Source organism: Marinobacter sp. G5_S1_61_S3, from assembly GCF_054968585.1.
Genome location: NZ_JBQKUK010000010.1, coordinates 41393 through 66506 on the forward strand (window position 1 = coordinate 41393; position 25114 = coordinate 66506).

The 25114-nt window shown below is 57.3% G+C and carries 22 protein-coding genes; 15 read left to right on the plus strand and 7 right to left on the minus strand.

Annotation, left to right across the window (positions count from 1 at the left end; genetic code table 11):
- Positions 1-35: 35 nt before the first annotated feature.
- Entirely contained in the window at positions 36-857 is an 822-nt protein-coding gene (gene nudC, locus ACTRWH_RS11210) for an NAD(+) diphosphatase (RefSeq protein ID WP_075195969.1), read from the plus strand.
- Complete coding sequence (murI, locus tag ACTRWH_RS11215) at positions 854-1705, plus strand: glutamate racemase (RefSeq protein ID WP_075195968.1); 852 nt, start codon at positions 854-856, stop codon at positions 1703-1705. Before nudC ends, murI begins: the two co-directional genes overlap by 4 nt.
- Here murI and ACTRWH_RS11220 read toward each other — a convergent pair.
- From ACTRWH_RS11220 to ACTRWH_RS11235, 4 genes are all read right to left on the minus strand, one after another.
- Complete coding sequence (locus ACTRWH_RS11220; protein WP_036204254.1) at positions 1683-2690, minus strand: DUF2156 domain-containing protein; 1008 nt, start codon at positions 2688-2690, stop codon at positions 1683-1685. The two genes, murI and ACTRWH_RS11220, sit on opposite strands and share 23 nt — an antisense overlap.
- Positions 2691-2739: 49 nt before the next feature.
- Complete coding sequence (locus ACTRWH_RS11225) at positions 2740-3393, minus strand: class I SAM-dependent methyltransferase (RefSeq protein ID WP_228210491.1); 654 nt, start codon at positions 3391-3393, stop codon at positions 2740-2742.
- Positions 3394-3632: 239 nt separating this feature from the next.
- On the minus strand, positions 3633-5807 hold the full coding sequence (locus ACTRWH_RS11230) for an EAL domain-containing response regulator (protein ID WP_228210543.1): 2175 nt from the start codon (positions 5805-5807) through the stop codon (positions 3633-3635).
- 23 nt (positions 5808-5830) lie between these two features.
- A complete protein-coding gene (locus ACTRWH_RS11235; RefSeq protein WP_462826413.1) occupies positions 5831-7807 on the minus strand; it encodes an HDOD domain-containing protein in 1977 nt (658 codons plus the stop codon).
- Positions 7808-8126: 319 nt separating this feature from the next.
- Here ACTRWH_RS11235 and ACTRWH_RS11240 point away from each other — a divergent pair, with 319 nt between their 5' ends.
- The 4 genes from ACTRWH_RS11240 (at position 8127) to ACTRWH_RS11255 (ending at position 14160) form a co-directional block, all read left to right on the plus strand.
- Positions 8127-9440 (plus strand): AAA family ATPase, encoded by a 1314-nt coding sequence (locus ACTRWH_RS11240; RefSeq protein WP_428399089.1) that lies wholly within the window; start codon positions 8127-8129, stop codon positions 9438-9440.
- A 225-nt stretch (positions 9441-9665) separates the two neighbouring features.
- Positions 9666-11204: a fatty acyl-CoA reductase gene (locus tag ACTRWH_RS11245; RefSeq protein WP_421857856.1), complete on the plus strand. Its 1539-nt coding sequence runs from the start codon at positions 9666-9668 to the stop codon at positions 11202-11204.
- A 299-nt stretch (positions 11205-11503) separates the two neighbouring features.
- Positions 11504-13450 (plus strand): acetate--CoA ligase, encoded by a 1947-nt coding sequence (gene acs, locus ACTRWH_RS11250; protein ID WP_151981596.1) that lies wholly within the window; start codon positions 11504-11506, stop codon positions 13448-13450.
- Between the two features lie 44 nt (positions 13451-13494).
- Positions 13495-14160 (plus strand): LuxR C-terminal-related transcriptional regulator, encoded by a 666-nt coding sequence (locus ACTRWH_RS11255; protein ID WP_007152036.1) that lies wholly within the window; start codon positions 13495-13497, stop codon positions 14158-14160.
- A gap of 83 nt (positions 14161-14243) precedes the next feature.
- On the opposite strand, the gene ACTRWH_RS11260 is transcribed toward ACTRWH_RS11255, so the two are convergent.
- Positions 14244-15227 (minus strand): D-2-hydroxyacid dehydrogenase, encoded by a 984-nt coding sequence (locus ACTRWH_RS11260; protein ID WP_085681465.1) that lies wholly within the window; start codon positions 15225-15227, stop codon positions 14244-14246.
- 259 nt (positions 15228-15486) lie between these two features.
- Between ACTRWH_RS11260 and ACTRWH_RS11265 the strand changes: the two genes are divergently transcribed.
- The 3 genes from ACTRWH_RS11265 to ACTRWH_RS11275 all read left to right on the plus strand — a co-directional run bounded on the left by ACTRWH_RS11265 (position 15487) and on the right by ACTRWH_RS11275 (position 17596).
- The gene (locus ACTRWH_RS11265; protein WP_036204271.1) at positions 15487-16713 is read left to right on the plus strand and encodes a pyridoxal phosphate-dependent aminotransferase; all 1227 of its coding nucleotides are present in this window, start codon (positions 15487-15489) and stop codon (positions 16711-16713) included.
- A gap of 5 nt (positions 16714-16718) precedes the next feature.
- Positions 16719-16910 carry a CPXCG motif-containing cysteine-rich protein gene (locus tag ACTRWH_RS11270; RefSeq protein ID WP_007152033.1) on the plus strand — a complete coding sequence of 64 codons (192 nt, stop codon included), beginning with the start codon at positions 16719-16721 and terminating at the stop codon, positions 16908-16910.
- A gap of 116 nt (positions 16911-17026) precedes the next feature.
- Positions 17027-17596 carry a YceB family lipoprotein gene (locus ACTRWH_RS11275; RefSeq protein ID WP_036204273.1) on the plus strand — a complete coding sequence of 190 codons (570 nt, stop codon included), beginning with the start codon at positions 17027-17029 and terminating at the stop codon, positions 17594-17596.
- Here ACTRWH_RS11275 and ACTRWH_RS11280 read toward each other — a convergent pair.
- Complete coding sequence (locus ACTRWH_RS11280) at positions 17583-18749, minus strand: isocitrate/isopropylmalate dehydrogenase family protein (RefSeq protein ID WP_036204275.1); 1167 nt, start codon at positions 18747-18749, stop codon at positions 17583-17585. The two genes, ACTRWH_RS11275 and ACTRWH_RS11280, sit on opposite strands and share 14 nt — an antisense overlap.
- Positions 18750-18911: 162 nt before the next feature.
- On the opposite strand from ACTRWH_RS11280, the gene ACTRWH_RS11285 reads away from it, so the two are divergent.
- Positions 18912-19268 (plus strand): hypothetical protein, encoded by a 357-nt coding sequence (locus tag ACTRWH_RS11285; protein ID WP_036204277.1) that lies wholly within the window; start codon positions 18912-18914, stop codon positions 19266-19268.
- A 9-nt stretch (positions 19269-19277) separates the two neighbouring features.
- Here ACTRWH_RS11285 and ACTRWH_RS11290 read toward each other — a convergent pair whose 3' ends face one another.
- Complete coding sequence (locus ACTRWH_RS11290; RefSeq protein ID WP_085681464.1) at positions 19278-20171, minus strand: LysR family transcriptional regulator; 894 nt, start codon at positions 20169-20171, stop codon at positions 19278-19280.
- Between the two features lie 120 nt (positions 20172-20291).
- On the opposite strand from ACTRWH_RS11290, the gene ACTRWH_RS11295 reads away from it, so the two are divergent.
- The 5 genes from ACTRWH_RS11295 (at position 20292) to ACTRWH_RS11315 (ending at position 25110) form a co-directional block, all read left to right on the plus strand.
- Entirely contained in the window at positions 20292-21503 is a 1212-nt protein-coding gene (locus ACTRWH_RS11295; RefSeq protein WP_036204281.1) for an acyl-CoA dehydrogenase family protein, read from the plus strand.
- Positions 21504-21712: 209 nt separating this feature from the next.
- Positions 21713-22528 (plus strand): SDR family oxidoreductase, encoded by an 816-nt coding sequence (locus ACTRWH_RS11300; protein ID WP_462826414.1) that lies wholly within the window; start codon positions 21713-21715, stop codon positions 22526-22528.
- Positions 22529-22569: 41 nt separating this feature from the next.
- Entirely contained in the window at positions 22570-23634 is a 1065-nt protein-coding gene (locus ACTRWH_RS11305; protein ID WP_126810476.1) for a phosphotransferase family protein, read from the plus strand.
- Positions 23634-24323 (plus strand): histidine phosphatase family protein, encoded by a 690-nt coding sequence (locus ACTRWH_RS11310; RefSeq protein ID WP_036204287.1) that lies wholly within the window; start codon positions 23634-23636, stop codon positions 24321-24323. Before ACTRWH_RS11305 ends, ACTRWH_RS11310 begins: the two co-directional genes overlap by 1 nt.
- Before the next feature lie 16 nt (positions 24324-24339).
- A complete protein-coding gene (locus ACTRWH_RS11315) occupies positions 24340-25110 on the plus strand; it encodes an SDR family oxidoreductase (protein ID WP_036204289.1) in 771 nt (256 codons plus the stop codon).
- Positions 25111-25114 lie beyond the last annotated feature (4 nt).

A 25114-nucleotide genomic window follows, 5' to 3' on the forward strand; every position in this document is an offset into this window, starting at 1 on the left:
AGCTCTACCCACATAATAGCTTCTGGACACGGATTATGGCGTTATGGACTCCCGGCTGGTCTTCGAAAGGGCCCGACGATGACGATCTTGTGTTGGCCATCGACGGTGATGCGGTGCTGAAGCCCGACGTTGGCTGGCTGAAGCCTTGGCGGATGATTGCCCCTAGTACGCACGGTGATATCGGGCCGGTGTATGTTGGCCAGATGGACGGCAAGCCTGTCTACGTGGCCGAAGCCGACGCGGCCAGACTGGCCGGGTCTACAGAACGGGTGACGCTTCGGGAAGCGCTGCTGCTGATGGAGGATGCTCCCGCGGAAATGCTGGGCACCGCGTTCCAGGTGCATCAGTGGTGGCGGGATCACCGCTTCTGCGGCCGCTGTGGTGAATTGACAGAGCTGCACCCGTTGGAAAGGGCCAAGTGGTGCAAGCCCTGCGGCATTCCCTGGTATCCCAGGCTGGCGCCCTGCGTGATTGTGGTTATCCGCCGTGGTGAACGCATGTTGCTGGCCCGGTCATCGCGGACGAAGCGTCATTATTTCAGCCTGATTGCGGGCTTTGTGGAGCCGGGTGAAACCATTGAAGCGGCGGTTGCCCGGGAAGTGAAAGAGGAAACCGGCCTTGAGGTTAGTGGGGTTCGCTACCACTCCTCTCAGCCATGGCCGTTTCCCCATCAGTTAATGCTGGGCTTTTTTGCAGACTACGCCGGGGGCGAGCTGGTGCTGCAGGAAGACGAAATTGCGGAAGCGGACTGGTTTCTGCCGGGCGATATGCCACCTGTGCCGCCGGTGACCACCATCTCCGGCGGCCTGATCCAGGCCATGGTGCGGGAAATTAAAGGGCAGGGGGCATCGTCGTGACTGCGCCAAGAGTGCTGGTCTTTGATTCAGGCGTTGGCGGACTGAGCGTTGCTGCTTGTATCCACCAACAATTGCCGGGGGTGAAGTTGGTGTACCTGGCTGATAACGCTGGCTTTCCTTACGGCGCCCAGCCGGAAGCGGTGGTCATTGAGCGCAGCCAGACACTGATCCGGCTGGCGCTGTCGGAATTTCCCTGTGATGTCATTGTGGTGGCGTGCAACACTGCGAGCACTGTGGTATTGCCGCATCTTCGGACCATGACACCGATACCGGTGATCGGCGTGGTGCCGGCGGTAAAGCCTGCGGCGGCGGTGTCTGAAAACCGCCGTATTGGTCTGCTGGCCACCCCCGCCACTGTTCGTCGGCCCTACCTTGCAGACCTGATTGACGAGTTTGCCAGTGATTGCACGGTGGAACGGCTGGGGCATCCGGACTTGGTGCAATGGATCGAAAATCTGGTGTCCGGTTCGCCAGTCCCCGAACAGGCTTTGTCCGTGGCATTGCAACCATTCCGGGACGTGGGTGTGGACACTGTGGTTCTGGGCTGCACTCATTACCCGCTGATAAAGGATCTGCTGCAGAGCCAGTTGCCGACCGTAAAACACTGGGTGGATTCCGGAGAGGCCATCGCCCGCCGAGCGGCCTGGTTATTCGAACAGCAGGGGCTGGAAGTGAAAAGTCTTATGGCCCTCAACAGCGATGGGGATGTGGTTGATGCCGCCCTGTTTTCCGGGGACATCCCACGAGGTATCGGGGAGTTCCTGGATGGGCTCAGCCTGGCCACCAACGACATCCGTGGTAACTGGTCCTCGTCGGTAGTCGGTGCTATAGCAAGCGGGTCAGCTTGAACATGGCCAGGAACTCCAGTGCCGGTAAGGATCGGCGGTGGCAACAGTAGGTTTTAAAGTTGTCGCCACGGAATCGTGACTTGGTAAATTCCAGGCCCTTGAAGTTGTAAAGGAAGTTCCCCTTCTCATACAGGCCGTGCATGATGCGCTTGAGCAGTCGGCTTTCCTGGTGCTCGGTAGCCGGGTCCAGGGATAGCGGAATTAAACCCAGGTCCAGATAGGGCACGCCTTCGGCCTTGAACACATCCATGGCATGGGCCATCAGGGTGTAGAAAATACCCTGGCGGAAATCCGCGTTGGCCCTTGAGATGTTGGGCACGTAACTGATGATCTCGTTATTGCGGTAGATGGGGTCGAAGTAGATAAAGCCCACGGCCTTGCCATCCTGGTACGCGTAGAAATGGCGTTCGTTCTCCCGGTACTCCATCTCCATGGGACGTATCAGGAAACGGATCTCCTTGCTCTTGCATTTACGGGTGCGAATCCAGGCATCGGAAATTTCGCGGGTGTGGTCATCGCTGAAGCGCTCCTTCACGGTAATGCCGTTTTTTTCCGCCTGGTTGAGGGCCGTGCGCAGGATCTGTTTCTTCTTCCCGCTGAGCGACCAGTTTTTCAGGTTGATACGGGATTCGCTGCCAAACTGGGTGCCAAACAGGCCAAAGCGGCGGTAGAGGTAGTCCACGACAGGTTTGGATACCTGGATGTAGCAGGCGGAAGGGAAGCGTTGGTGAAACTGTTCCAGGATCACCTCAAAGTGTTCCGGTGCGGTGACAGGATCGGAGAGCACGAACGTGCCGCCCCATTTGCGCATATACGCCAGGTAGCCAACGCCGGGCACATCGAAATACTGCATCTCAGGTTGCAACGTCGAGAACGACTGGGAATGGGTGCCGTACTTCTTGAGGTAACTGATGCGCTCCGGAAAGGTAAATACACCTTCGTCCAGAGAGCGTACGCCATCGAGTGAAAGGATCTGGTCTGACATTGTGAAACTCCCCCGTTTATTGTTTTAAATCCGGCGTGAGGCCTCGTGTCTACACCTGTTTCCGTCCCAGGATCGACCAGTAACAGTTCATGTTCAGCAGCTTGAAATGCTTTTTCTCGGTAACGTGCAGGCCAAGGCGCTGCATGTGTTCGGGGTAGTTGTAAATCTTGTGGAAGGCATTGTTGGCGAACAGCCAGAAGATGAAGACGGCCATGTACCAGTACATCTTCTTGAACAGGCGGGCCACAATGTTGCCGGTGGGGTAGCAGAAGTCACCCACAACCACCCTGGCGTCGGCCTTGCCCAGACGGATCAGATGCTCCAGCACCCGCACCATCATGTCTTCGTCAAACACGTTGAGGAAAAAGTTGGCGACCACCATGTCGTACTGTTCGAACTCATCGACCTTCATGATGTCGCTGTGAATACGGCGGATGTTCAGGTGCGGCGCCTCTTTTCCCTGGGCTTCGGCAAACTTGCGCAGCATGGTTTCGGAGAGGTCCACCACGGTCACGTCCGCGCCCAGTTCCGCGGCACGGATCGCGTCACGGCCATGGCCCACGCCTGCAAACAGGATGCGGGCGCCGGGCTTGACGGTTTCCACATCGAGCATGGCGGTCTTGCAGCGATGGATGTTCTTGCCGCTGTAGAGGTTGCTCAGAAAATCGTATACCGGGCCAATGTATTTGTATTTATCGCGCATGGTGACTTCTGCCTGTCCATATCCTGGGGATGCTTCCATTCTTCTTGTGATTGTTGATTCACCGTCAGGTGAATTGAAGGAAGCGCCTGATGGATTTGAGCTTAGAGAAGCCGGTGGGGGAATTATGTGCAGTACCGCGCATTTCCAGATACATAACGTAACGAACAGCAACACTTTGCAAACCAGATCAACATTTTAGATCTGACTGTCCGACAATGGAGTATCGATAATGCGGTAGGTTAGAAAGCGACGGCGCGCGCCGGGGTATGTCCGAGGGTTTGGCCGATGACGTCTGCAGGCCGCGCCGGGCCGTAGAAGAATCCCTGAACCTGGTGGCATCCCAGGCTTTTGAGGTAGGTGAGCTGTTCGTCCGTTTCCACACCCTCCGCCACGATCTGAAGTTTCAGTCCATGGGCCATGGCGACAATGGCGTTTACAATACAGGCACCATCTTCGCCTCTGCGAATGGCTTTGACGAAGGACTGATCCACTTTCAAGGTGTGAATGGGCAGCCGGTGAATGTAGTTCAGGGAGGAGTAGCCGGTGCCGAAATCATCAATGGCAATTCTGACGCCCAATGACGCTAATTCCCGGAGTTTCTGACTGATCTGCTCAAGATCGTTCATGATCACGTTTTCAGTGATCTCGATTTCCAGGTTTTGGGGCGGGAAGCCGTGGGCCTGGAGTTGAGCCATCAGGGTCTCTACAAACCTTGGGTGCTCCACCTGGACCGGGGACAGGTTTACGGCCAGTCGCAGGTCGCTGTGTCCTTCTCGAATCCACTGGCCGACATCATGGCAGGCCTGGTCGAGTACGCATTCACTGAGTTTGGCAATGAGTTTGGTTTCTTCTGCCAGCGGCAGGAAGTCCCGTGGATAGAGCAATCCCCTTTCCGGATGTTGCCAGCGCACCAGCGCTTCCAAACCCACCACGCGATTGCTCGAGGAACAGACTTGCGGCTGATAGAACACCCGCAACTCATCGCGCTCCAGTGCCATCCTAAGATCTCTTTCCAGGCTCAGGCGGTTGGCCGTGTCAATGCTCATGCTCTCCGAGTAGAAGCGATAGCCATCCTTACCCCGTGCTTTGACGTGATACATGGCAATGTCGGCGTTCTGGATCAGTTGATCCATGGATTCGCCGGCTTCCGGGTAGGTGGCAATGCCAATGCTCACACCTACGAAAACTTCGTGTTCGCCCAGTTGGAAAGGCGCGCGCAAGGCCTTGATCAACTTCTTTGAAATCTGTCTTGCGTCCTCGTAACCGTGGATCGACGGCAACAGCAGAGTGAATTCATCGCCACCGAAGCGTGACAGGGTGTCCCCTTTGCGCAGACACCGTTCCAGTCGCTGTGTGACAGCCTGCAACAGGCGATCGCCCATGGCATGTCCCAGCGTGTCGTTGATAACCTTGAAGCGATCAAGGTCCAGGAACATCACCGCCAGCTTCTGCTCACTGCGGCGCGCGTGGGTGATGGCCAGGTCGAGCCGGTCCTTGAACAGGGCGCGGTTTGGCAGTCGGGTCAACAAGTCGTGGTAGGCCTGGAAGTTGATAAAGGCTTCCGCTTCCTTACGCTCGGTCACATCGCGGGCAGTGCCGTAGTAGCGGGCCTCGCGACCATTGTATTTGCCGTCGTCGTGATTGGTGTGGGGCCAGGTTTCCGGGTCAATCGGAAACGCGGTAATTTCAAAGTGTCGGGTGGCTTTGCGGCTGCCTCGGGTCTTGAGCCGAACTTCCAGTGTCCGGGGATTGTCGGCGCTGATATTCGGGCCTTTCAGAGCATAGGTTCCCCGGGCGATGTCCCGGTCATCCAGGATGTGGCGAAAGTGACGCCCGCACAGCTCAGCGGGTTGGTAGCCAAGCAGGCTCTCAATCTTGCTGTTCACAAAACAGAAATGCCCGTCGCCATCGAGCATGAAAACGATATCGGGTGAGCTGTTGACGATGTAGCGATGCAGTTCCTCGGACTTTTCCAGGCGCATTCGTATGTGCTCGTGGGCGCGAAGCAGAGAACGCTTGCCGAGCACGCCGTCGACCGTTGCCAGCAGTTCTTCCGGGTCGAACGGTTTGCGGATATAGTCCAGTGCCCCCCGGCGCAGGGCACGGCTGACGGCGCTGAACGAGCTTTCACCGCTCACGACAATCACGCCACATTCTGGTTGTTCCGATGACAGGCGTTCCATCACACCGAATCCGTCCACATCGGGCATGCGAAGATCCAGCATTGCCAGGTCGAACGATTCGGTCTCAAGGATGCGACAGGCCATGCGCCCACCTTCCGCTTCGGTGACCTCGTACCCCTTGCTTCTGAGCAGTGAAGCAAGGCCGGAAAGCAGTCTCGGATCATCGTCGACGACCAGGATGCGCGCCTTTCCGTCGTCGCCGTAAGTCCACTCGGTGCTCGCAGGTTTCATGTCAGTAGCCCGTCGTTTCTTCGTCATTTTTCATCGTTTTTTTTATTTGCCGCCGCGGGAAACAGAATTCGGAATGCTGTCCCTCCGCGCCCCGTGCGGCAACTAATGATGCCCTCCATGTCATCAATCAACTGTTTGACCACGCTCAGACCCAGGCCACTATGGCCCTTGCCCTTGGTGGATTGAACCGGTGAAAACAAGTGTTTTCGGACCTCGTCGGGAATTCCATTGCCGGTGTCCGCCACTTCCAGTTCCACCCAGGTTTTTCCGCTCTGCCAGACTGGTGCCTGTGTGTGAATAGCCACTTCGCCACCGTCAACAAGGCATTCTGCCGCATTACGGACCAGGTTGATAACCACCTGCCGGATGACAGCACCGGGCACGGTAACATCGGTGGGGTCCGCGCAAAGGTCAAGCTCCAGCGCCATGTCGTCGCCGCTGAACAGGCTGTCTTCCAGCAAGTCCCGCAGAATTCTCAGTTCGTCATTAAGATTGCAGACGCCGGTCGGGTTTGCTGCATCATGGCCCGGACCCCGGCTGATCTGCAACAGGAGATCCCCCGCGCGATCGAGTTCGTCACGTATGACGTCCAGCTCTTCCTGTACTTCGTCATCATCCAGCCGGTTCCGTAGCTGATAGATATATTGCCGGATGATGGTCAGCGGGTTGCTCACCTCATGGACCTGGTGACGAATGGCCTGTCGGGCCAGTTCCGACTCCATACTGTCCTGGGTACCACTATTGGCTAGCGTGGCAGTGACGGCGTCAGACAGTTTGGCGCTGAACAGGCGACCGATTTCTTCTGTCTGACCGGAACTGTCATGGTCGGTACCGACGACAAAGACGCCAGCACATTGATCTTCCCCTCGAACGGGAATAGCCACCAGAGAAGGGGTTTTCAAGAGAGAAAGCAGCTGGCGGTCCAGCACAGTCGTTGTGCGGTCACCAAGACACAGGGCGGTGCCGCTGCTGTAGGCCTCGGTCAACACGCTGGTGGCCGGCCCGCTGGCAACTGTAAGGTCAGGAGTATCGCCGTTGCTGGCGGATAGCAGTGTCAGCCCGTCTCCTGCCTGGCCAAAATACAGTGCCGGCAGGCCGGTGATCAGTGTCAGGCTGGTGACGGTTGCGGCCAGACTCTCCTGGGCACTGCCGCGAATCGGCGACAGTTCCAGCGCCTGGCTGGCCATGGCCTGTTTCAGTATGGTCTGTTTGAGTTTGTGGTTGGAATGGTGGGCGTCGTAGTCTTCCGATAGCGGAATGCCCAGTGACTCGGCCACGCCGCTCACTTCCTGGTCGATCCTGCGGTTGATCTCTCGCGTGAGCTCTTCATTGAGCCCAAAAATGGTCCCCGCCGCCGCAATGCCCGCCGCGTCCGAGAGTGCCAGGCGCGTTGCCAGACTGATCAGTTTGACCAGGTGCCCGGCATCCTGTATTTCCGTTGGCATGGCCTGCTGATAGCGCATAGCGTCAACCGCCATGGGGCCCAGCCCCCATGAATTGACCAGTTCGGCAGCAATATCGGACTGGTGGTCAAAGTAGTATTGCTGGGTTTCTCCAGGCGGTGTTTTCAGTGCGATCAGCTCGCCTACGTTGTGCAACATACCCAGCATGAACGCCTGGTCGGGTTCGGGGTAGCGGGTCAGTGTTGCCAGAGCCCTGGCCGTCAGGGCGGTGGTCAGTGAATGGCGCCAGAAGTCCCGCAGCTGTTGCCACTGGTCTGCCCCGAGTTCGTAAAGAATCTGGCGCAGTGCAGCAGTCAGAACCAGGGTGTGAAAACGTCGGGTTCCCAGCCGGAGCAGGGCCTGGTCAATGGAACGTATTTGCGAGGTGGGGCCGTACAGTGCCGAGTTGGCGAGGGCGAGAACGCGAGTGACCAGAGCGGTGTCGGCAGACACAATGTCACTTATTCGGCGATAGTTTTCATCCTGATGGCAGGCCTCAAGCGCCCGAAGGGTAACCTCCGGGAGACTCGGTAGCTGTATGTCAGGGGCAATCTGCATAGGCCTGCCTGTGTAACGCGCCAGATATTTCGTTAGTATCTGACGACTTGTTCATAAACATTAACCCGATGGAGCTTAGTCAATAACCTGCATTTATTAAACAGTTATTGGTCCTTTTTTAAGCAGAGTATTACCCGTGTTGTGATGTGTGTAAACTTTTTACAGGTTAAATGTCGCAAAACCGTCCATGATCGGGCATTCAACCCGTCTCTTTTTGTCTACAGTTAGAACTCCGTCCGGGTTACACTTTGACACAGTACACAAATTTTACCCGGATCACGTGTCAGTCGACGGAAAAGACAGCGCCTATTAAGCATTCATGACCGATTCCCGCACTTCCAGGCACATTCCGAAGCAACCCAGAACACTGGCCATAACCGGTGGCAAAGGTGGCGTCGGAAAAACATCGGTGGCACTGAACCTTTCCCTGACCCTTGCGCGAGAGGGTTACAGAGTATTGTTGCTGGATGGTGACACGGATCTGGCTAATGTCAGTATCATGCTGGGCCGGTATCCGGAGCGCACCCTGGCCAACGTAATGGCCGGTGAGTGCTCTCTCCGCGACGTGATTATGGAAGCGGAGTGGGGTTTGCACATCATTCCCGGCGCCTCGGGAGTTGAACAATGTGTGGATATGGCCGCTGAAGAAAGCCTGCGTGTTCTCAAGGCGTTGTCGAGGCTGGAGAAAAACTACGACTACGTGATCACAGACACGGCCTCCGGTTTGCAGAAGACCGGCATGCACATGATTGCGGCGGCGGAACTGGCCTGCGTCGTGGTCACGCCAGACCCTGCATCGCTGACCGATGCCTTCTCCCTGATAAAACTTCTGATTCGTCGTGGCTACCGAAGGACGCCGAGCGTGTTGGTGAACATGGCCCAGGGTGCAAGTCAGGCTCGATCCGTGTTTCAGCGCCTTGATGCTGCTGCAGTTCGGCACCTGGGGTTGCAGTTGCATTACCTGGGTGCGATCTGGCGTGACGAAACCTTGCGCCAGTCAGTGATGAATCAACGCCCTGTGGCACTGTTGCCGGCTTCTGATCCGTCCAGCCGTCAATTCCGAACATTGGCTGACATGCTGAACGTGCGGCTGCGCCAGCTGCCGCCGCGAAAGGCGGGGATTGCGGCGTATTGGCACCGGGTGTCGTCCGGTTCAGCGGATGCGGCGCCTGCGTCCGGCGGTGGCCAGGCAAAAACGCCAAAAGACCCGGCCCAGGAATGCAAGCGGCTGACTGCAGAACTCGGCGAAATACTGGCTGACAGCAGTGACAAGCCGCTGCTGCGTTATGAAGCGTTTCAGGGGCTTTTTGCACTGTTAGGGCGCAAAATGGATGCAGATGCCATCGAGATTATCCAGACCGGTTTAGCCTCTCTCAATTGGGACAAACTGGAAAAGGAACAACGAGAACATATGGCGACTCATCTTCGCCATCTCGCTGCAGAAGTTGACCCTGCGGCAGTTCCCCGTAAGGCGGAAGCAGTAGTAAATAAGCCAGAGCGGGAGCCGTACTACGACCGTATCAGTTTTGGTGAACAAAGCCGGTTGATTCGGGCGCTTAAGGAGCAGCCGTCCAATATCTCCCTGGATCAGCTTCTACGCTCGCTGGCGGACACCGACAAGAACGGTTCCTGAGCGCCTTTTATCCGGTTTCTCTCCATTCCTTTTTTTTGCATTTAGTCACCTTATTTTATGGTCATTTTATTGATGCAATTTGTAGCGTAACTTTGCTCTATGTCACCGCACTGTCATTCGGTCTGTGCAAAAATCAGCCTTATTCCCGGAATCGTGGCCCGCAAAATGCAGTAAAACCCACTGCATTTGATGGCTACACAGTGAATTTGAGAAGGAGTTCTCGCCATGGCAACACAGCAGCAACAGAATGGAGCGTCAGCGTCCGGTGTTCTTGAGCAACTACGTGGTAAACACGTGTTGATCACCGGCACCACCGGGTTTCTTGGTAAGGTGGTACTGGAAAAACTGATTCGCACGGTGCCGGATATTGGCGGGATCCATCTGCTTATCCGCGGTAACAAAAGGCATCCGGCAGCGCGGGAACGATTCCTCAGTGAGATCGCGAGTTCTTCCGTGTTCGAGCGCCTTAGGCACGATGACAACGAGGCGTTCGAAAGCTTTCTTGAGGAACGCGTTCATTGCATCACCGGCGAAGTGACTGAACCCCGTTTTGGGCTTACGCAGGAGCGGTTCCGTGCTCTTGCCGGGCAGGTCGATGCGTTTATCAATTCCGCAGCCAGCGTAAATTTCCGGGAGGAGCTCGATAAGGCGCTGAAGATCAATACCCTTTGCCTCGAGAACGTTGCCGCTCTGGCGGAGCTCAACAGCACTATGGCGGTCATCCAGGTATCCACCTGCTACGTCAACGGAAAAAATTCCGGTCAGATCACGGAGTCCGTTATCAAGCCGGCGGGTGAGTCTATCCCCCGCAGCACCGACGGATACTATGAAACGGAAGAGCTTGTACACCTTCTGCAGGACAAGATCTCCGACGTGAAGGCCCGATACTCCGGCAAAGTGCTTGAGAAAAAGCTCGTGGACCTGGGTATTCGCGAGGCCAACAACTACGGCTGGAGCGACACCTACACGTTTACCAAATGGCTGGGTGAGCAACTCCTGATGAAAGCCCTTTCCGGGCGCTCACTCACAATTGTTCGCCCTTCGATCATTGAAAGTGCACTGGAAGAACCCTCGCCGGGATGGATTGAAGGCGTGAAGGTGGCGGATGCGATCATACTTGCCTACGCCCGTGAGAAGGTCTCCCTGTTTCCAGGCAAACGCAGCGGTATTATCGACGTGATTCCGGTGGACCTGGTGGCCAACAGCATCATCCTGTCCCTGGCTGAAGCCATTTCCGAGCCTGGGCATCGCCGCATCTATCAATGCTGCAGTGGCGGTTCAAACCCAATTTCGCTGGGCACGTTCATTGACTACCTGATGGCCGAAGCCAAGTCCAACTATGCAGCGTATGACCAGTTGTTCTATCGACGGCCCACGAAACCGTTTGTGGCGGTCAATCGCAAGCTGTTTGATGTTGTGGTTGGCGGGATGCGCGTGCCGTTGTCCATCGCTGGCAAGGCACTGAGGCTGGCTGGCCAGAACCGTGAGCTAAAGGTTCTCAAAAACCTCGATACCACGCGTTCACTCGCCACCATCTTTGGTTTCTACACGGCACCGGATTATATCTTCCGCAACGATTCGCTGATGGCCCTGGCTTCCCGCATGGGTGAACTGGATCGTGTCCTGTTCCCGGTGGATGCACGCCAGATCGACTGGCAGCTGTACCTGTGCAAGATCCACCTCGGAGGTCTTAACCGTTACGCTCTCAAGGAGAGGAAACTGTACAGCCTGCGGGCTGCCCAGACCCGCAAGAAAGCCGCCTGACACCCGGTCAGTCGGCTGTCCTTTCTACCCGTCCCCCCGGTTCCCGGGGGGCGGAACGTCACTTGTTGTTTCCGCTGGCGGGTCTATCCTTTAGGGCAGGCTCCAGAACATAGGGTCACCCCTCGTGAGACCGTCATTCTAGCTAAAAGTGCTGGCGGATTGGGACGTTAGTCTAATTCATTGTTCACTGGCACGCGTGTTGAACTATGGGTATCCGTCTTCAGGGCTTTTTTGCCCGTCACGCTCTTTATTAAATAACCGATAATGACAACAGACTCTGACTAATAAGGGGGAGCACAATGACTGATAAACAGGTTTATCCGGTAAGTCCGGACGTGGCCAAACGGGCCCTGCTAAACCGGGATCAGTACGAGAAGATGTACCAACAGTCGGTGAATGACCCGGAGACCTTCTGGGCTGAACACGGCAAGCGACTGGACTGGATCAAGCCCTTCTCGAAGGTGAAAAATACCACCTACGACTACGACAACCTATCCATCAAATGGTTTGAAGACGGCCAACTGAACGCCGCCGCTAACTGCCTGGACCGTCACCTGGAAAAGCGCGGTGATCAGACGGCCATCATTTTCGAGGGCGACGACCCGGCCGATTCCCGCAACGTGACCTACCGCGAACTGTACGAAGAAACCTGTAAGTTCGCGAACGTTCTGAAAGATCAGGGCGTCAAGAAGGGCGATGTTGTCACTATCTACATGCCCATGATTGTTGAAACGGGTGTTGCCATGCTGGCCTGTGCCCGCATCGGCGCTATCCATTCTGTTGTCTTCGGCGGGTTTTCTCCGGAAGCACTGGGTGCCCGGATTGCTAATGGTAAATCCCGATTCGTGGTAACGGCTGATGAAGGTGTCCGCGGCGGCCGCAAGATTCCTCTCAAGAAAAACGTCGACGCTGCGTTGAGTAAGGAAGCCGGCGCAGATGTGGACAAGGTTATCGTGGTCAAGCGTACCGGCGGTGATGTGCCCTGGAAAGATGGTCGCGACGAGAGTTACGAGGAGCTGATGAAGGGCGCGTCCACGGATTGCCCTGCAGAACCCATGAACGCCGAAGATCCGCTGTTCATGCTGTACACCTCCGGCTCCACTGGCGCCCCGAAAGGCGTATTGCATACCACCGGTGGCTACATGGTCTTTACCTCCATGACCCACGAATACGTCTTCGATTACCACGATGGCGACGTCTACTGGTGTACGGCGGACTTTGGCTGGGTCACCGGTCACAGCTACATTCTGTACGGCCCGCTTGCCAATGGTGCTGTCACCGTCCTGTTTGAAGGTGTACCCAACTACCCGGATACCTCCCGTATGGGTCAGGTGGTGGACAAGCACAAGGTCAATATCCTGTACACCGCACCTACCGCCATCCGTGCCTTGATGGCCGAAGGTGAGTCCTGCATGAACGGCACCACCCGCGACAGTTTGCGCCTGCTGGGTTCGGTGGGTGAGCCGATCAACCCGGAAGCCTGGGAGTGGTACCATCGCGTAATCGGTAACAGCAAGTGCCCGATTGTGGACACCTGGTGGCAGACGGAAACTGGCGGCATCCTGATTTCGCCGCTGCCGGGCGCCATCGATCTGAAACCGGGTTCCGCGACTGTGCCGTTCTTCGGCGTCAAGCCGGCACTGGTGGATAATGACGGCAATATCCTGGAAGGCAAGACTGAGGGCAACCTGGTGATCCTGGACAGCTGGCCTGGCCAGATGCGCACCATCTACGGTGATCATGAGCGCTTCAAGCAAACCTACTTCAGTACCTACAAGGGAATGTACTTTACTGGCGACGGTGCCCGTCGTGATGAAGACGGCTACTACTGGATCACCGGCCGGGTGGACGATGTTCTGAACGTGTCCGGCCACCGCCTGGGGACCGCTGAGGTTGAGAGCGCCCTGGTAGCCCACAACAAGGTTGCCGAAGCAGCTGTGGTTGGTTACCCCCACGAAATCAAGGGGCAGGGCATTTATGTCTATGTAACCCTGGTTCATGGCGAGGAACCCAGCGACGAGTTGAAGAAGGAACTGGTCCAGTGGGTGCGCAAGGAAATCGGGCCGATTGCGTCTCCGGACGTAATTCAGTGGGCGCCTGGACTGCCCAAGACTCGTTCTGGCAAGATTATGCGTCGTATTTTGCGTAAAATCGCATCCAATGAGCACGATCAGCTGGGCGACACCTCCACTCTGGCGGACCCGGGCGTGGTGGATGACCTGATAAGCGGTCGTGCGAACAAGTAAGGCCTGCTTGCTATCAGGCTGTGACCCTGTGAGGAATCTGTTGAATGACACAAACTATTATCGTCGCCGATGATCACCCGCTGTTTCGGGCAGCTCTGAAACAGGCGGTCAGTCAGGCGGTACCTGATGCCAAGACAGTGGAAGTGGACAGCATCAAGGCGCTGCAGGCGGCGGTAGAGTCGCATCCGGATGCGGATCTGGTTTTGCTGGATCTGAACATGCCGGGCGCCCACGGCTTTTCGGGGCTCGTGTTCATGCGCGGGCAGTACCCCGGCCTGCCAGTGGTGGTGGTGTCAGGATCGGAAGAAATGCAGGTGATGCGCCGTTCGATCGACTACGGGGCGTCGGGCTTTATTCCGAAGTCGGCGCCTCTGCCAACCATCACCGAGGCGATTCAGGCAGTCCTGGAAGGGGACGTCTGGTTGCCGGAGGGTGTGGCGGACAAGATCGAGCGGATGCATTCGGACATGACGGACTTCTCCGAAAAACTGGCGTCACTGACGCCGCAGCAGTTCCGGGTGCTGGGTATGCTGGCTGAGGGGCTTTTGAACAAACAGATCGCTTATGATCTGGACGTCTCGGAGGCTACCATCAAGGCCCATATCACGGCGGTGTTCCGGAAGCTGGGGGTTCGCAACCGGACCCAGGCGGTAATTGCGATCCAGCAAATGGAGATAGATCCTTCGGATACGTCGTTGTCTGGTAGCTGATTGGCCCAGAGGTTCTATTGAATTGAAAAAGCGGAAATCCCTGCGAATGGGATTTCCGCTTTTTTTTGTTTGAGCGGGCGTGCTCACTTTTTACTGGCATACCCCAATTTCTTATCCACCAGATTGAACAGCTCCTCACCCTGATGCCAGCGGTCCAGGTTCTCCAGGAACTGGTCGGTCAGCGCCCGTTTCCAGCCGATAAAATCGCCAGACATGTGGGCGGTCATGATGACATTTTCCATATCCCAAAGCGGATGATCCGCCGGTAGGGGTTCTTCCTCGAACACGTCTAGCGCCGCGCCAGCGATGTCGCCGTTATTCAGGGCGGCAATCAGGTCGTCGGTTTTCACCACGGGCCCGCGACCAATGTTGATCAGGCGGGCGGACTTGCGCATGGCCTTGAAGGCTTTTTCGTTGAATAGGCCTTCGGTCTGGGGGGTCAGTGGGGCGGCGATGACTACGAAATCCGCCAGGCCCAGTTGCTCGGTGAGGTCGTCATTGCCGTGAACCGCGACAAAATCCGGATCGTCGTGGCGGGGTTTGCGGGCAATACCGTGGGGTTTCAGGCCGGCGGCCTTGCATAGCCGGGCAATCTGCCCGCCGATGGAACCGGCGCCAACGATCAGTACCTGTTTGCCTTCAGCTCTTTCGGTGTCCCGGTGCTGCCATTTGTGCTCTGCCTGCAGGCGCAGGGAGCGGGGAAAATCCTTGGCGAACATCAGAATCGTGCACAGCACGTACTCGGCAATGGTGCGGTCGAAGATACCTCGGGCGTTGGTTACGGTAACGTCGCCTTCAATAAGGTCCGGGAACATCAAGGCATCCACGCCGGCACTGGTGGCGTGGATCCACTGCAGTTTGTCCGCTGACGGCCAGGCGGCGGCCAGGGCCTCGGTACGAAAGTCCGTCACCATCATTACGTCGGTGCCCGGCAAGGTGTCCCGCAGAGTGGGCTCGTCAGAGGCAAAGCGAACCTCTGCTCGTGCCCGCAGGGCATCCATGCCAGGAGGCTCGTTTTCACCGGGTGCTGTCAGAACGGTTACAACCGGTTTGCTGTGTTGGGTCATCTGTCCTCCGCCAATGCAGTTTGTCCGCGTCCGGCCGCGGGAATCGACAGTCCGGATGTCGAGTCTACAGTCTGGTATCTGAGCCTGAACTGGTCAACCTGACCCCATATAAGATAAAGGTCGTAGCCCTTGTTATAGCGGGTACTACGGCGTTTCGTTCCGGTAATCCAATCTTTCTGTTTTATGTCTTGTACGGCCCCTGTTTACTGACTAACCTGCAGGAGTAGCTACTATTTTGCCCCGCGTCCAGGAGGTGTTTATGGCAGAAGCCGCCAATCGAGAAACCGGCCAGACCAAACCGCGTAAAGTGAAATACCGGAAGAACAAGGCCAGTTGGAACCCGGCGATGCAGGCGGTTCCGGTGCCGGGCATTCGTCGCATGGTGAATATGGCGGCCACCATGAAGGATGTCATTCATCTTTCCATCGGTCAGCCGGATTTGCCAACCCCCAAGCATGTCATTGACGCTTATATTGACGCGCTCAATGCCGGGCAGACGGGGTACACCATGGACGCGGGCCTGCCCGAGTTATTGGTTGCCCTGCGGGATTACTACGGCGCACGCTACGATCGCAAGCTGACCCGGGACAACATCCTGATCACCAGCGGGGCGACCGAGGCGATGTACCTGGCGATCTCGGCGACGTCTGCGCCAGGCCGGCAGTTCATCGTGACTGACCCGTCGTTCCTGCTTTACGCACCGCTGATTCGCATGAACGGTGGTGAGGTCAAGTTTGTGCCCACCCGGGCGGATAACGACCACCAGTTGGACCCGGACGAAGTAATCCGGGCCATGGGACCGCGCACGTTTGCGCTGATCCTGAACAACCCCAATAACCCCACCGGGGCCGTATACCCCCGCACTACCGTCGAGACCATTCTGGAAGAGTGCGCCTACCGGGGAATCCAGGTATACGCCGACGAGGTCTATGATCACCTCATCTTTGACGATGACGACTTCGCCAGTGTATTGAACTGCTCAATGGACCTGGACAACATCATGTGCATCAGCAGCTTCTCGAAGACCTACAGTATGGCCGGGTTGCGGGTAGGTTGGGTGATTGCAAGCCAGGCGGCGATCAAGTCGCTGCGGCGTTTTCACATGTTCACCACCTCTGTCGCCAACACGCCGTCCCAGTTCGCGGGCGTCGCGGCACTCACCGGAGACCAGCAATGCGTCAAGAACATGGTGGACATCTACCGTGAACGCCGCGACAAGGTGGTGGAATTGGTCGACCAGACACCGTATCTGACAGGGTACAAACCCGGTGGCGCCTTCTTTGCGTTCCCGGATTTGCCGCCCCACGTGGACGGCTCCGATCTGGCGCTGCGAATGCTCAAGGAAACGGGTGTTTGCCTGGTGCCGGGAGATGCCTTCGGGGAAGGGTGCACGAACGCCGTTCGGATCAGTTTCTCGACCACGTGCGAGAAACTGGATGAAGCCTTCGACCGGATCATCCCCTGGATGGCCAAGCAGCAGTTCTGACCGTCATGTCGGCTCTGGACTCAGTGCTTGTGCAATGCCCCTACTGTTGGGAGACGCTGGATCTCAGCGTCGACCCTTCGGTGGAAGATCAGGAGTACGTGGAGGATTGCCAGGTGTGCTGTCAGCCCATCCTGGTCCACGTGGTCCTCGACGAGAACCTGACCCCCTCCGTGACTGTCCGGGCCGAGAACGAATAACCGCCCGCCAACCTTCGGCGGGGTCTATTTATTCCTGAACGATGATTAACCTGCCCGGCTTGCCCGGGCAGCCACCTTGGCTCAGGATAGGAGGAACTGCAAAGGAGAGTCTTTCGATGGTCAACGCATCAACCCGCCTGTTTTCGGCCGTTATTCTGTTATCCATGTTTGTGCTAGGCGGCTGTGCCAGCCTGTCACCCTATTCCATTTCCGAAGCGACGTTGGAGCGCCACTTTCAGGATACCGTCAGTGACTTTGATCGCCGGCAGCTGCAGAGCGGGTCGCCACTTAGCCTGAGTCTGAGCAATGCGGACATTACCCTTGGCCCGGATGGCCGTGACGTGGCGGTCATTGACCTGAGAGGGCAGGTCGCCCTGAATGCGCTGATGGCAAAGCTGCCAGTCGATATTGCCCTGAAAGTGGAAGGAGCGCCTGTTTACGACAGTAAGGAGAAAGCGATCTACATTCGGCGGCTGCAACTGTTGGAAAGCAGTATTGATTCGTCGTTTTTCAAAGGGGATCTCAAACCGGTTACGGATAACGTCATGAGGGTGGTTGCCCAGATGCTGGAAACCATGCCGGTGTATCGGCTGGATGAAGCGGACTTCACCCAGCGAATGTTCGGTATGGTGCCCATGGACGTGAGGGTTGCGCCCGGGCGGCTGGAATTCGTTATGGCCGAGTAAGTGATTCCAGGCGTTCGCGCACGGCGGCGCCGATTTCCTGTGTACCCCTGGATTTGCCGGCGTTCTCCGCCAGATCAGCGGCTACTGCATCAAACAATTCCCGCCCGGCCGCTGCCACAGCCGGGTCTTTCCGCCCCAGCCACTCCAGCATGCGTGCCGTGGTGAACAGCATTGCTGTGGGGTCGGCCAGGCCCTGGCCGGCAATATCCGGTGCGCTGCCATGGGTTGGTTCGAACATCGAGGGCATGCCGTTTTCGTCGGGGTTCAGGTTGCAGGAGGGCGCCACGCCCATGCCGCCGGACAATACGGCTGCCAGGTCGGTCAGGATGTCACCCTGCAGGTTGCTGGCCACCACCACATCGAACGCCCAGGGCGCCTGAACGAACTTCATGCAGGCCGCATCCACCAGTTCGTGGTGCGTTGCTACGTCGGGGTACTGTTTCGCCATTTCTTCGAAGGCTTCGGTGTACATGTCGCCCCAATAGCGCAGGGCATTGCGTTTGGTCACGATGCACACCTGGCTTTCGCAGGTTTTACCGTCCAGAGTACGGAAGTGTCGGGTGCGGCCTTCTTCGGCGCGTGCGGCGGCTCGCAGGCGGGCCTGCTCGAAGCCATAGCGGATAATCCGGTCGGTCGCCCGGCGGGTGAATACTTCCATCTGGGTAGCCACTTCATCCGGTGCGCCCTTACGGAGCCGTCCGCCCTGGCTAACGTACTCGCCCTCGCTGTTTTCTCGAATCACCAGCATGTCGATGTCTTTGGCGCGCTCATCCGCCAGATACTGACGGGCACCGGGAAGCAGTCTGGCGGGCCGTTCGCAAACCCACTGATCAAATCCCTTGCGCATGTCCAGCAGGGGGGCCAGGGAGATGCTGTCTGGCAGCAGGTAACGGTCCGGGTCGTCGACCGGGCCGGGGTCGCCCAGGGCACCCAACAGAATCGCATCATAGGATTTTAATTGGTCCAGAGCATCAGCCGGCATGGATTCGCCGTTTTCTTCGTGCCAGGCATGGGATGGCCAGGGAAAGCGTGTCCACTCCATCGGCAAATCGTGTCGTTTGCGCAGGGTCTCCAGGCAGTGTACCGCCTCGGCAACCACTTCAGGACCGATGCCATCACCGGGGGTCACCGCAATTCGGGTTTTCTGGGCCATTCCGGATACTCCTTCCTGTTGCTGTGATCGTAGAGTCAGTCGTGTGATTCAGTGTAGTCATGTGCCATGGGGATTCCACACCATTTAATCCCTCGTTTGTTTTACCAGTTATGGATTGCTGGTTATAGTGCTGTGGTTGACTAATTTTACTGAGGATTTGCCTTGTTCTATCGCCTGATTACCGTCGTTGGCGGACTGTTGTTTGTCATCATCCTGTTCGCGCTGATCTGGTTCTTCTGCAAACAGTTCCTGCTTCGCCATGGCGTCAAGGAGCAGGTATCTGATCGCGCCACGGTGCTGGCCACCTGGACATTTGCTGGCGTCAGTGTGGGGCTGGTGTTTGCGGTGTTGGGTGCCTTTATTCTTGGCCCCTGGGCGTTCTACCGCACCTTGCGAGGGCACGACACTGAGGTGTCTGATGGGGCCGCGATCTGGTGGGGCTTCGGCATTGTTGTAGCGTCACTGGGTATTACCGCCGCCGGATTTCTTGGTTTCCTGAAACTGGTGGGGGCCTACTGAAGGTGGCGCTCACACGATGCTGGCCAACTGCTCCCGGAACCAGATGAGCGCTGGCTCCCTTTCATAGGCCTTGTGCCAGTATAGATGCACATCGATACCGGGTAGGTCCACCGGAGTGGTCAGAATATCGATGTCAGCCCGTTCCGCGATGATCCGCGCGTAGTTTTCCGGCATGGTCAGCAACAGGTCGGTTCCCTCAGCTACCCGGCAGGCGGCGTAGTAGTGCTGGCATCGCAGGCGAATGTTTCGCTGCACTCCGAACCGTGAAAGCTCAAAGTCCTCAATGCCGGGGCCCTCCGACCGGGACGAAACCAGTACATGCTTGGCTTCGAGATACTTGTCCAAGGTCAAGCCGCCGCCGGTAAGCGGGTGGCCCTTTCTCGCCAGCACCACCAACCTGTCGTGTCGCAATAGTTCATGGCCCGTCTGATTGCTGACCGGCAACAGCACATCCACCGCAAAATCCAATTTGCCCGCTGCTAGCTGGGTTTCCATATCCCGCCGGGGCACCCGCTGGCTGACAATCTCCAACTCAGGGTAGCTTTCCAGCCGGCCCATCAGTTTGGGCAGGAACGTCGACTCGAGGATGTCCCGCAAGGCCAGCGAATAGGTTTTGCGCTGATTGGCCGGGTCGAAGGCGTGGAACTGGTTCACCGCACTCTGTATCTGGGTCAACCCTGGGCGCATGGACTCCAGGAAACGACGGGCCAGGGGAGTGGGCACCATCTGGTTGCCCTGACGACTGAACAATGGGTCATCAAAATGCTCCCGCAGACGTGACAGGGAATGGCTGACCGCCGGCTGGGTGAGGTGGAGGGCCCGGGCGGCACGGGTCAGACTGCCCTCCCGGTAGATGGTGTCGAATACATGCAGCAGGTTCAGGTCCAGTCGATTCAGTGCCATAAGCATCTCCCCTTCGCGAATAAGCCAGTCTTATGATAGATGATAAGAATTATTCAGTCGCGTAATAGTGGATAGAAAACTAGACTGGCTCGATATCGGTCAAACCAAGAGGACATGGCAATGGATTTCAGTATTTCCGAGAAGGGCCAGGACTATCTCAAGCGCGTCAAAACTTTCATGCAGGAAGAAATCTTCCCGATTGAAGAGCAGTACCATAAGGAACTGATGGCGCAGGAAAACCGCTGGGTGGTGTTGCCCATCATCAAGGAACTGAAAGCAAAGGCCAAAGCACAGGGCCTGTGGAACATGTTCTTCCCGGATGAGAAATACGGGTGTGGGCTTCTCAACTCCGACTATGCCCTGATTGCCGAAGAAACTGGCCGCAGCTTCATTGCCCCGGAAATCTTCAACTGCAACGCGCCGGACACCGGCAACATGGAAGTGCTGATCCACTACGGCTCCGAAGAGCAGAAAGCCGAGTGGCTGCCCCGTCTGCAAAGCGGTGAAGTGCGCTCCGCTTTCTGTATGACAGAGCCGGCTGTGGCATCTTCAGACGCCACCAACATGGAAGCCACGGCCACTGTGGATGGCGACGAGGTTGTTCTCAACGGTCGCAAATGGTGGAGCACTGGCGTTGGCCACCCGGATTGCAAGGTTGCCATTTTCATGGGCCTGACTGATCCGGATGCCCACAAGCACCGCCGTCATTCCATGGTGTTGGTGCCGCTGGATACCCCTGGGGTCAAAATTGAGCGAATGCTGCCGGTGTTCGGCGCCTACGACGAGCCCTACGGTCACGGTGTTGTGTCCTTCGACAACGTGCGCCTGCCCAAGACTGCATTTATTGCGGGCCCCGGCCGTGGCTTCGAGATTGCCCAGGGCCGTCTTGGGCCGGGGCGTGTTCACCACTGTATGCGTGCCATCGGTGCGGCGGAGCGTACTCTGGAATTGATGATCAAAAGGGCGACCAGTCGTGAGGCGTTTGGTCGGCCGATCGCTAAACTGGGCGGTAATCCGGATGTCATTGCCAATGCCCGTATGGCGATTGAGCAGGCGCGACTGCTGACGCTGAAATGCGCCTGGGCATTGGATACCAAGGGTATCTCTGGAGCCTTGCAGGAAGTGTCCATGATTAAGGCGGTTATTCCGAAGATGCTTCAGCAGATTGTGGACGATACGATTCAGATTCACGGTGGTGCGGGTGTCAGCGACGATGATTTCCCGCTGACTCAGCTGTTCGCCTACGCTCGGGTTTTGCGCCTGGCTGATGGCCCTGATGAGGTTCACCGTGCGATGGTTGCTCGTCTGGAGCTGGCTAAATACCGGAACTGAAGCTTGGGTGCCTGGGGACGGAGGGAGGCTGTTTCAGAAACACGCTCCTTCGGCACATCCATGTGGCGCTTGGACTCCGCCATCCATGGCTCCGTACAGTTTCTGAAACAGCCCCCTCCGTCCCCTGCTAACTCAGGGAGTCGGCATGTGGGGCCATTGCGGGCTCTTGCACCGAAACTAAAAACGATAGAAAACAGCGGAAGACAACGATGACACAGCGAGTATTTATTACCGGCGGGGCCAGCGGCCTGGGCCGGGCTATTGCATTGCGGTATGCCAAAGAAGGCGCGAAGGTCTGTATTGGCGATATTAACCCCGAGCAGGGTATTGCCGTAGAGCAGGAGATCAACAACGCCGGTGGCGAAGGTTACTTTGTTGAGTGCGATGTGCGCCGGCTGACCGACCTTGAGAAGATCTGCGAGGACCTCACCGGCAAATGGGGTGGGGTAGACGTGGTGGTGAACAACGCTGGTGTCGCTTCCGCGGGCTCGATTGAAGACACCACCATGGCCGACTGGGAATGGATCATGGACATCAACGTGTTGGGTGTCGTTCGTGGCTGCAAGGCCTTTACCCCGCAGTTCAAGAAGCAGGGCTCCGGCGCGTTCGTGAACATCGCCTCCATGGCCGGGCTGATGCTCGCGCCGTTGATGAACAGCTACAATGTGTCCAAGGCCGGTGTCATCGCGCTCTCGGAAACCCTCAGCCAGGAGCTGCGAGACTCCGGTATACACGTTAGCTGCGTATGCCCGGCGTTTTTCCAGACCAACCTGACCAGCAGCATGCGGTCGGATATTCCGGGGATTCAGCAGAACGTCAACAAGCTGATGAAGCGTTCGACCATCACCGCCGAAAACGTGGCCGACGATATTGTCCGCTCGGTGGAAAAGAAGGATTTCTGGGTGCTGCCACACGCCAAAGAGCGCCGTATGTGGGTTCTAAAGCGCCACGCGCCCAAGGCGTTTGACTGGTTGATGCATCAGGAAAGCAAACGTTGGATGAAGAAAATGGGCGGCAAGGCTTAAGTCATCATTTAACACAGAATCAGGAAGTAAGGGAGAGCCGAATGACCCAGATCGACCAGGCTGTTGATATCCGCGAAGGCGAAGAGCTGGATATTGCGGCCGTTGACCGCTTCATGAAGCAGGCCATCCCGGACCTGGAAGGCGCGCCTGCGATCAAACAGTATCCTGGTGGCGCATCCAATCTGACGTACCAGGTGGACTATGGCGATCGTTCTTACGTGTTGCGCCGCCCGCCGTTTGGCCATATTGCCAAGTCTGCCCACGACATGCTGCGGGAAGCCAAGGTGATGCGGGCTCTCAAGCCCGAATTCCCGTATGTTCCGAACATTGTCGCCATCTGCGACGACCACGACATTCTGGGCTGCGATTTTTACATCATGGAGCGCCTGAAAGGCATCATCCTGCGCCAGGATTTCCCCAAGGACTTTGAGCTCAGTGAGGCGGATACTCGCAAGCTGTGCCTGAATGTGATCGACAAACTGGTGGACCTGCACAATGTCGATGCCAAGGCCACCGGCCTCGATAAGTTGGGTAAGGGCGCCGGTTATGTGCAGCGCCAGATTGGCGGCTGGAGTGACCGTTTCCGCAAGGCGAAGACGGATGACGTGGGTGACTTTGAAGCGGTGATGGGCTGGCTGAATGACAAGATGCCGGACGACGTTGCCCAGGTGGTCATCCACAACGACTACCGCTTCGACAATGTGGTGCTCAATCAGGACAACCCGTTCGAGGTGATTGGTGTTCTGGACTGGGAAATGGCGACCATCGGCGACCCGCTGATGGACCTCGGCAACAGCCTGGCCTACTGGATTGAGGCCGATGACGAAGGCCCGTTCCAGATGCTGCGGCGTCAGCCGACCCACCAGCCGGGCATGCTGACCCGCAAGGAAGTGGTCGCTTACTATGCGGAGAAATCCGGCCGCAAGATCGACAACTTCGATTTCTACGAGATCTATGGTCTGTTCCGGCTGGCGGTGATTGTCCAGCAGATCTATTACCGTTTTTACCACGGCCAGACCAAAGACAAGCGATTCGCCGCCTTTGGCCATGCCGCGAACTACCTGGAAAAACGCTGTCAGCGACTGATCGAGGCGAGTGACCTGTAATGGCAACGATCTATCTGATTCGCCACGGGCAGGCCAGTTTCGGCAAGGAAAACTATGACCAGCTTTCTCCTCGTGGTTGGGAGCAGGGGCGTGTCCTCGGCCGGTGGCTTGCGGGCAAGGTGACGCCCAACGCGGTCTTCGGCGGCAACATGGAGCGCCATAGGGAAACGGTAGAGGCGATCGCCAGTGGTTACGGTGATGCACTGCCAGACATGCAGGCGGTGGATGGCTTCAACGAGTTTGATCATACCCAGGTGGTGGAGCGTTTGCGCCCCGAGTGGCAAGACCGCGAACGCATGGCGCGTGATCTGGCCGCCTTCCCCAAGCCGGCAAGGGCGTTCCAGCAGGTGTTCGAGGAAGCCATGCAGCGCTGGGTCAGTGGCGGACACGATCACGAATACACCGAAAGTTGGCAAGCGTTCCGTCAACGGGTGATTACGTCGCTGGAGCAACTGATTGAGTATGCCGACGGTGGCGAGACCCTGGTATCCACATCCGGCGGCCCGATTGCCGTGATCGCCCAGCACCTGCTGGAACTGAGTGATCGCAAGGCCCTGGATATGAATTCCGTGATTGCCAATACCAGTGTTACCCGGGTTCTGCATTCCGGGGCCCGGCGCAGCCTGGCGGTGTTCAACAATTACAGTCACCTGGAAGCCGAAGATCCCTCCCTGGTGACCTTCCGATAACGAACTGAGGTGAAGAATGAGTAAGCAAGACCTGTTTGATCTGAGTGGGAAAGTGGCCCTGATCACCGGCGCCAGCCGTGGCATCGGCGAGAGCATCGCCCGCACCCTGGCAAACTACGGCGCCCATGTGATTGTCAGCAGCCGCAAGATTGACGGTTGCGAGGCGGTTGCCAGTAGCATCCGCGAAGCCGGGGGCAGCGCCGAAGCCTATGCCTGCCACATTGGCGAAATGGATCAGATTGAAGACATCTGGCAGCACATCGAATCGAAACACGGCAAGCTGGATGTTCTGGTGAACAACGCTGCAGCCAACCCCTATTTCGGTCCCATCGAAGACACGGATCTGGGCGCCTACCACAAGACGGTGGACGTGAACATTCGCGGCTATTTCTTCATGTGTGCCCGCGGCGCACAGATCATGAAGAAGAATGGCGGTGGGTCCATTATCAACGTGGCCTCGGTCAATGGTGTTAACCCTGGCCATTTCCAGGGTATCTATTCCGTCACCAAAGCAGCGGTGATATCCATGACAAAGTCCTTCGCCATGGAACTGGGGCAGCAGAAGGTTCGGGTAAACGCCCTGCTGCCGGGGCTGACCGACACCAAGTTCGCCAGTGCGCTGACCAGCAACGAAGCCATCAAGAAGCAGGCGATGGCCCACATCCCCATGAAGCGGGTGGCAGACCCGGACGAAATGGCCGGCACGGTCCTTTACCTGGCGTCGGGTGCTTCCAGCTATACCACAGGCACCTGCATTAACGTGGACGGCGGTTACCTGACGATCTGAGCCG

Bases quoted from the DNA above. Each gene is read 5' to 3' on its own strand.
- nudC (WP_075195969.1), top strand. From the start codon at position 36: ATGGCGTTATGGACTCCCGGCTGGTCTTCGAAAGGGCCCGACGATGAC.
- ACTRWH_RS11220 (WP_036204254.1), bottom strand. From the start codon at position 2,690: ATGTCAGACCAGATCCTTTCACTCGATGGCGTACGCTCTCTGGACGAA.
- ACTRWH_RS11225 (WP_228210491.1), bottom strand. From the start codon at position 3,393: ATGCGCGATAAATACAAATACATTGGCCCGGTATACGATTTTCTGAGC.
- ACTRWH_RS11230 (WP_228210543.1), bottom strand. From the start codon at position 5,807: ATGAAACCTGCGAGCACCGAGTGGACTTACGGCGACGACGGAAAGGCG.
- ACTRWH_RS11235 (WP_462826413.1), bottom strand. From the start codon at position 7,807: ATGCAGATTGCCCCTGACATACAGCTACCGAGTCTCCCGGAGGTTACC.
- ACTRWH_RS11240 (WP_428399089.1), top strand. From the start codon at position 8,127: ATGACCGATTCCCGCACTTCCAGGCACATTCCGAAGCAACCCAGAACA.
- ACTRWH_RS11245 (WP_421857856.1), top strand. From the start codon at position 9,666: ATGGCAACACAGCAGCAACAGAATGGAGCGTCAGCGTCCGGTGTTCTT.
- acs (WP_151981596.1), top strand. From the start codon at position 11,504: ATGACTGATAAACAGGTTTATCCGGTAAGTCCGGACGTGGCCAAACGG.
- ACTRWH_RS11255 (WP_007152036.1), top strand. From the start codon at position 13,495: ATGACACAAACTATTATCGTCGCCGATGATCACCCGCTGTTTCGGGCA.
- ACTRWH_RS11260 (WP_085681465.1), bottom strand. From the start codon at position 15,227: ATGACCCAACACAGCAAACCGGTTGTAACCGTTCTGACAGCACCCGGT.
- ACTRWH_RS11265 (WP_036204271.1), top strand. From the start codon at position 15,487: ATGGCAGAAGCCGCCAATCGAGAAACCGGCCAGACCAAACCGCGTAAA.
- ACTRWH_RS11270 (WP_007152033.1), top strand. From the start codon at position 16,719: ATGTCGGCTCTGGACTCAGTGCTTGTGCAATGCCCCTACTGTTGGGAG.
- ACTRWH_RS11275 (WP_036204273.1), top strand. From the start codon at position 17,027: ATGGTCAACGCATCAACCCGCCTGTTTTCGGCCGTTATTCTGTTATCC.
- ACTRWH_RS11280 (WP_036204275.1), bottom strand. From the start codon at position 18,749: ATGGCCCAGAAAACCCGAATTGCGGTGACCCCCGGTGATGGCATCGGT.
- ACTRWH_RS11290 (WP_085681464.1), bottom strand. From the start codon at position 20,171: ATGGCACTGAATCGACTGGACCTGAACCTGCTGCATGTATTCGACACC.
- ACTRWH_RS11295 (WP_036204281.1), top strand. From the start codon at position 20,292: ATGGATTTCAGTATTTCCGAGAAGGGCCAGGACTATCTCAAGCGCGTC.
- ACTRWH_RS11300 (WP_462826414.1), top strand. From the start codon at position 21,713: ATGACACAGCGAGTATTTATTACCGGCGGGGCCAGCGGCCTGGGCCGG.
- ACTRWH_RS11305 (WP_126810476.1), top strand. From the start codon at position 22,570: ATGACCCAGATCGACCAGGCTGTTGATATCCGCGAAGGCGAAGAGCTG.
- ACTRWH_RS11310 (WP_036204287.1), top strand. From the start codon at position 23,634: ATGGCAACGATCTATCTGATTCGCCACGGGCAGGCCAGTTTCGGCAAG.
- ACTRWH_RS11315 (WP_036204289.1), top strand. From the start codon at position 24,340: ATGAGTAAGCAAGACCTGTTTGATCTGAGTGGGAAAGTGGCCCTGATC.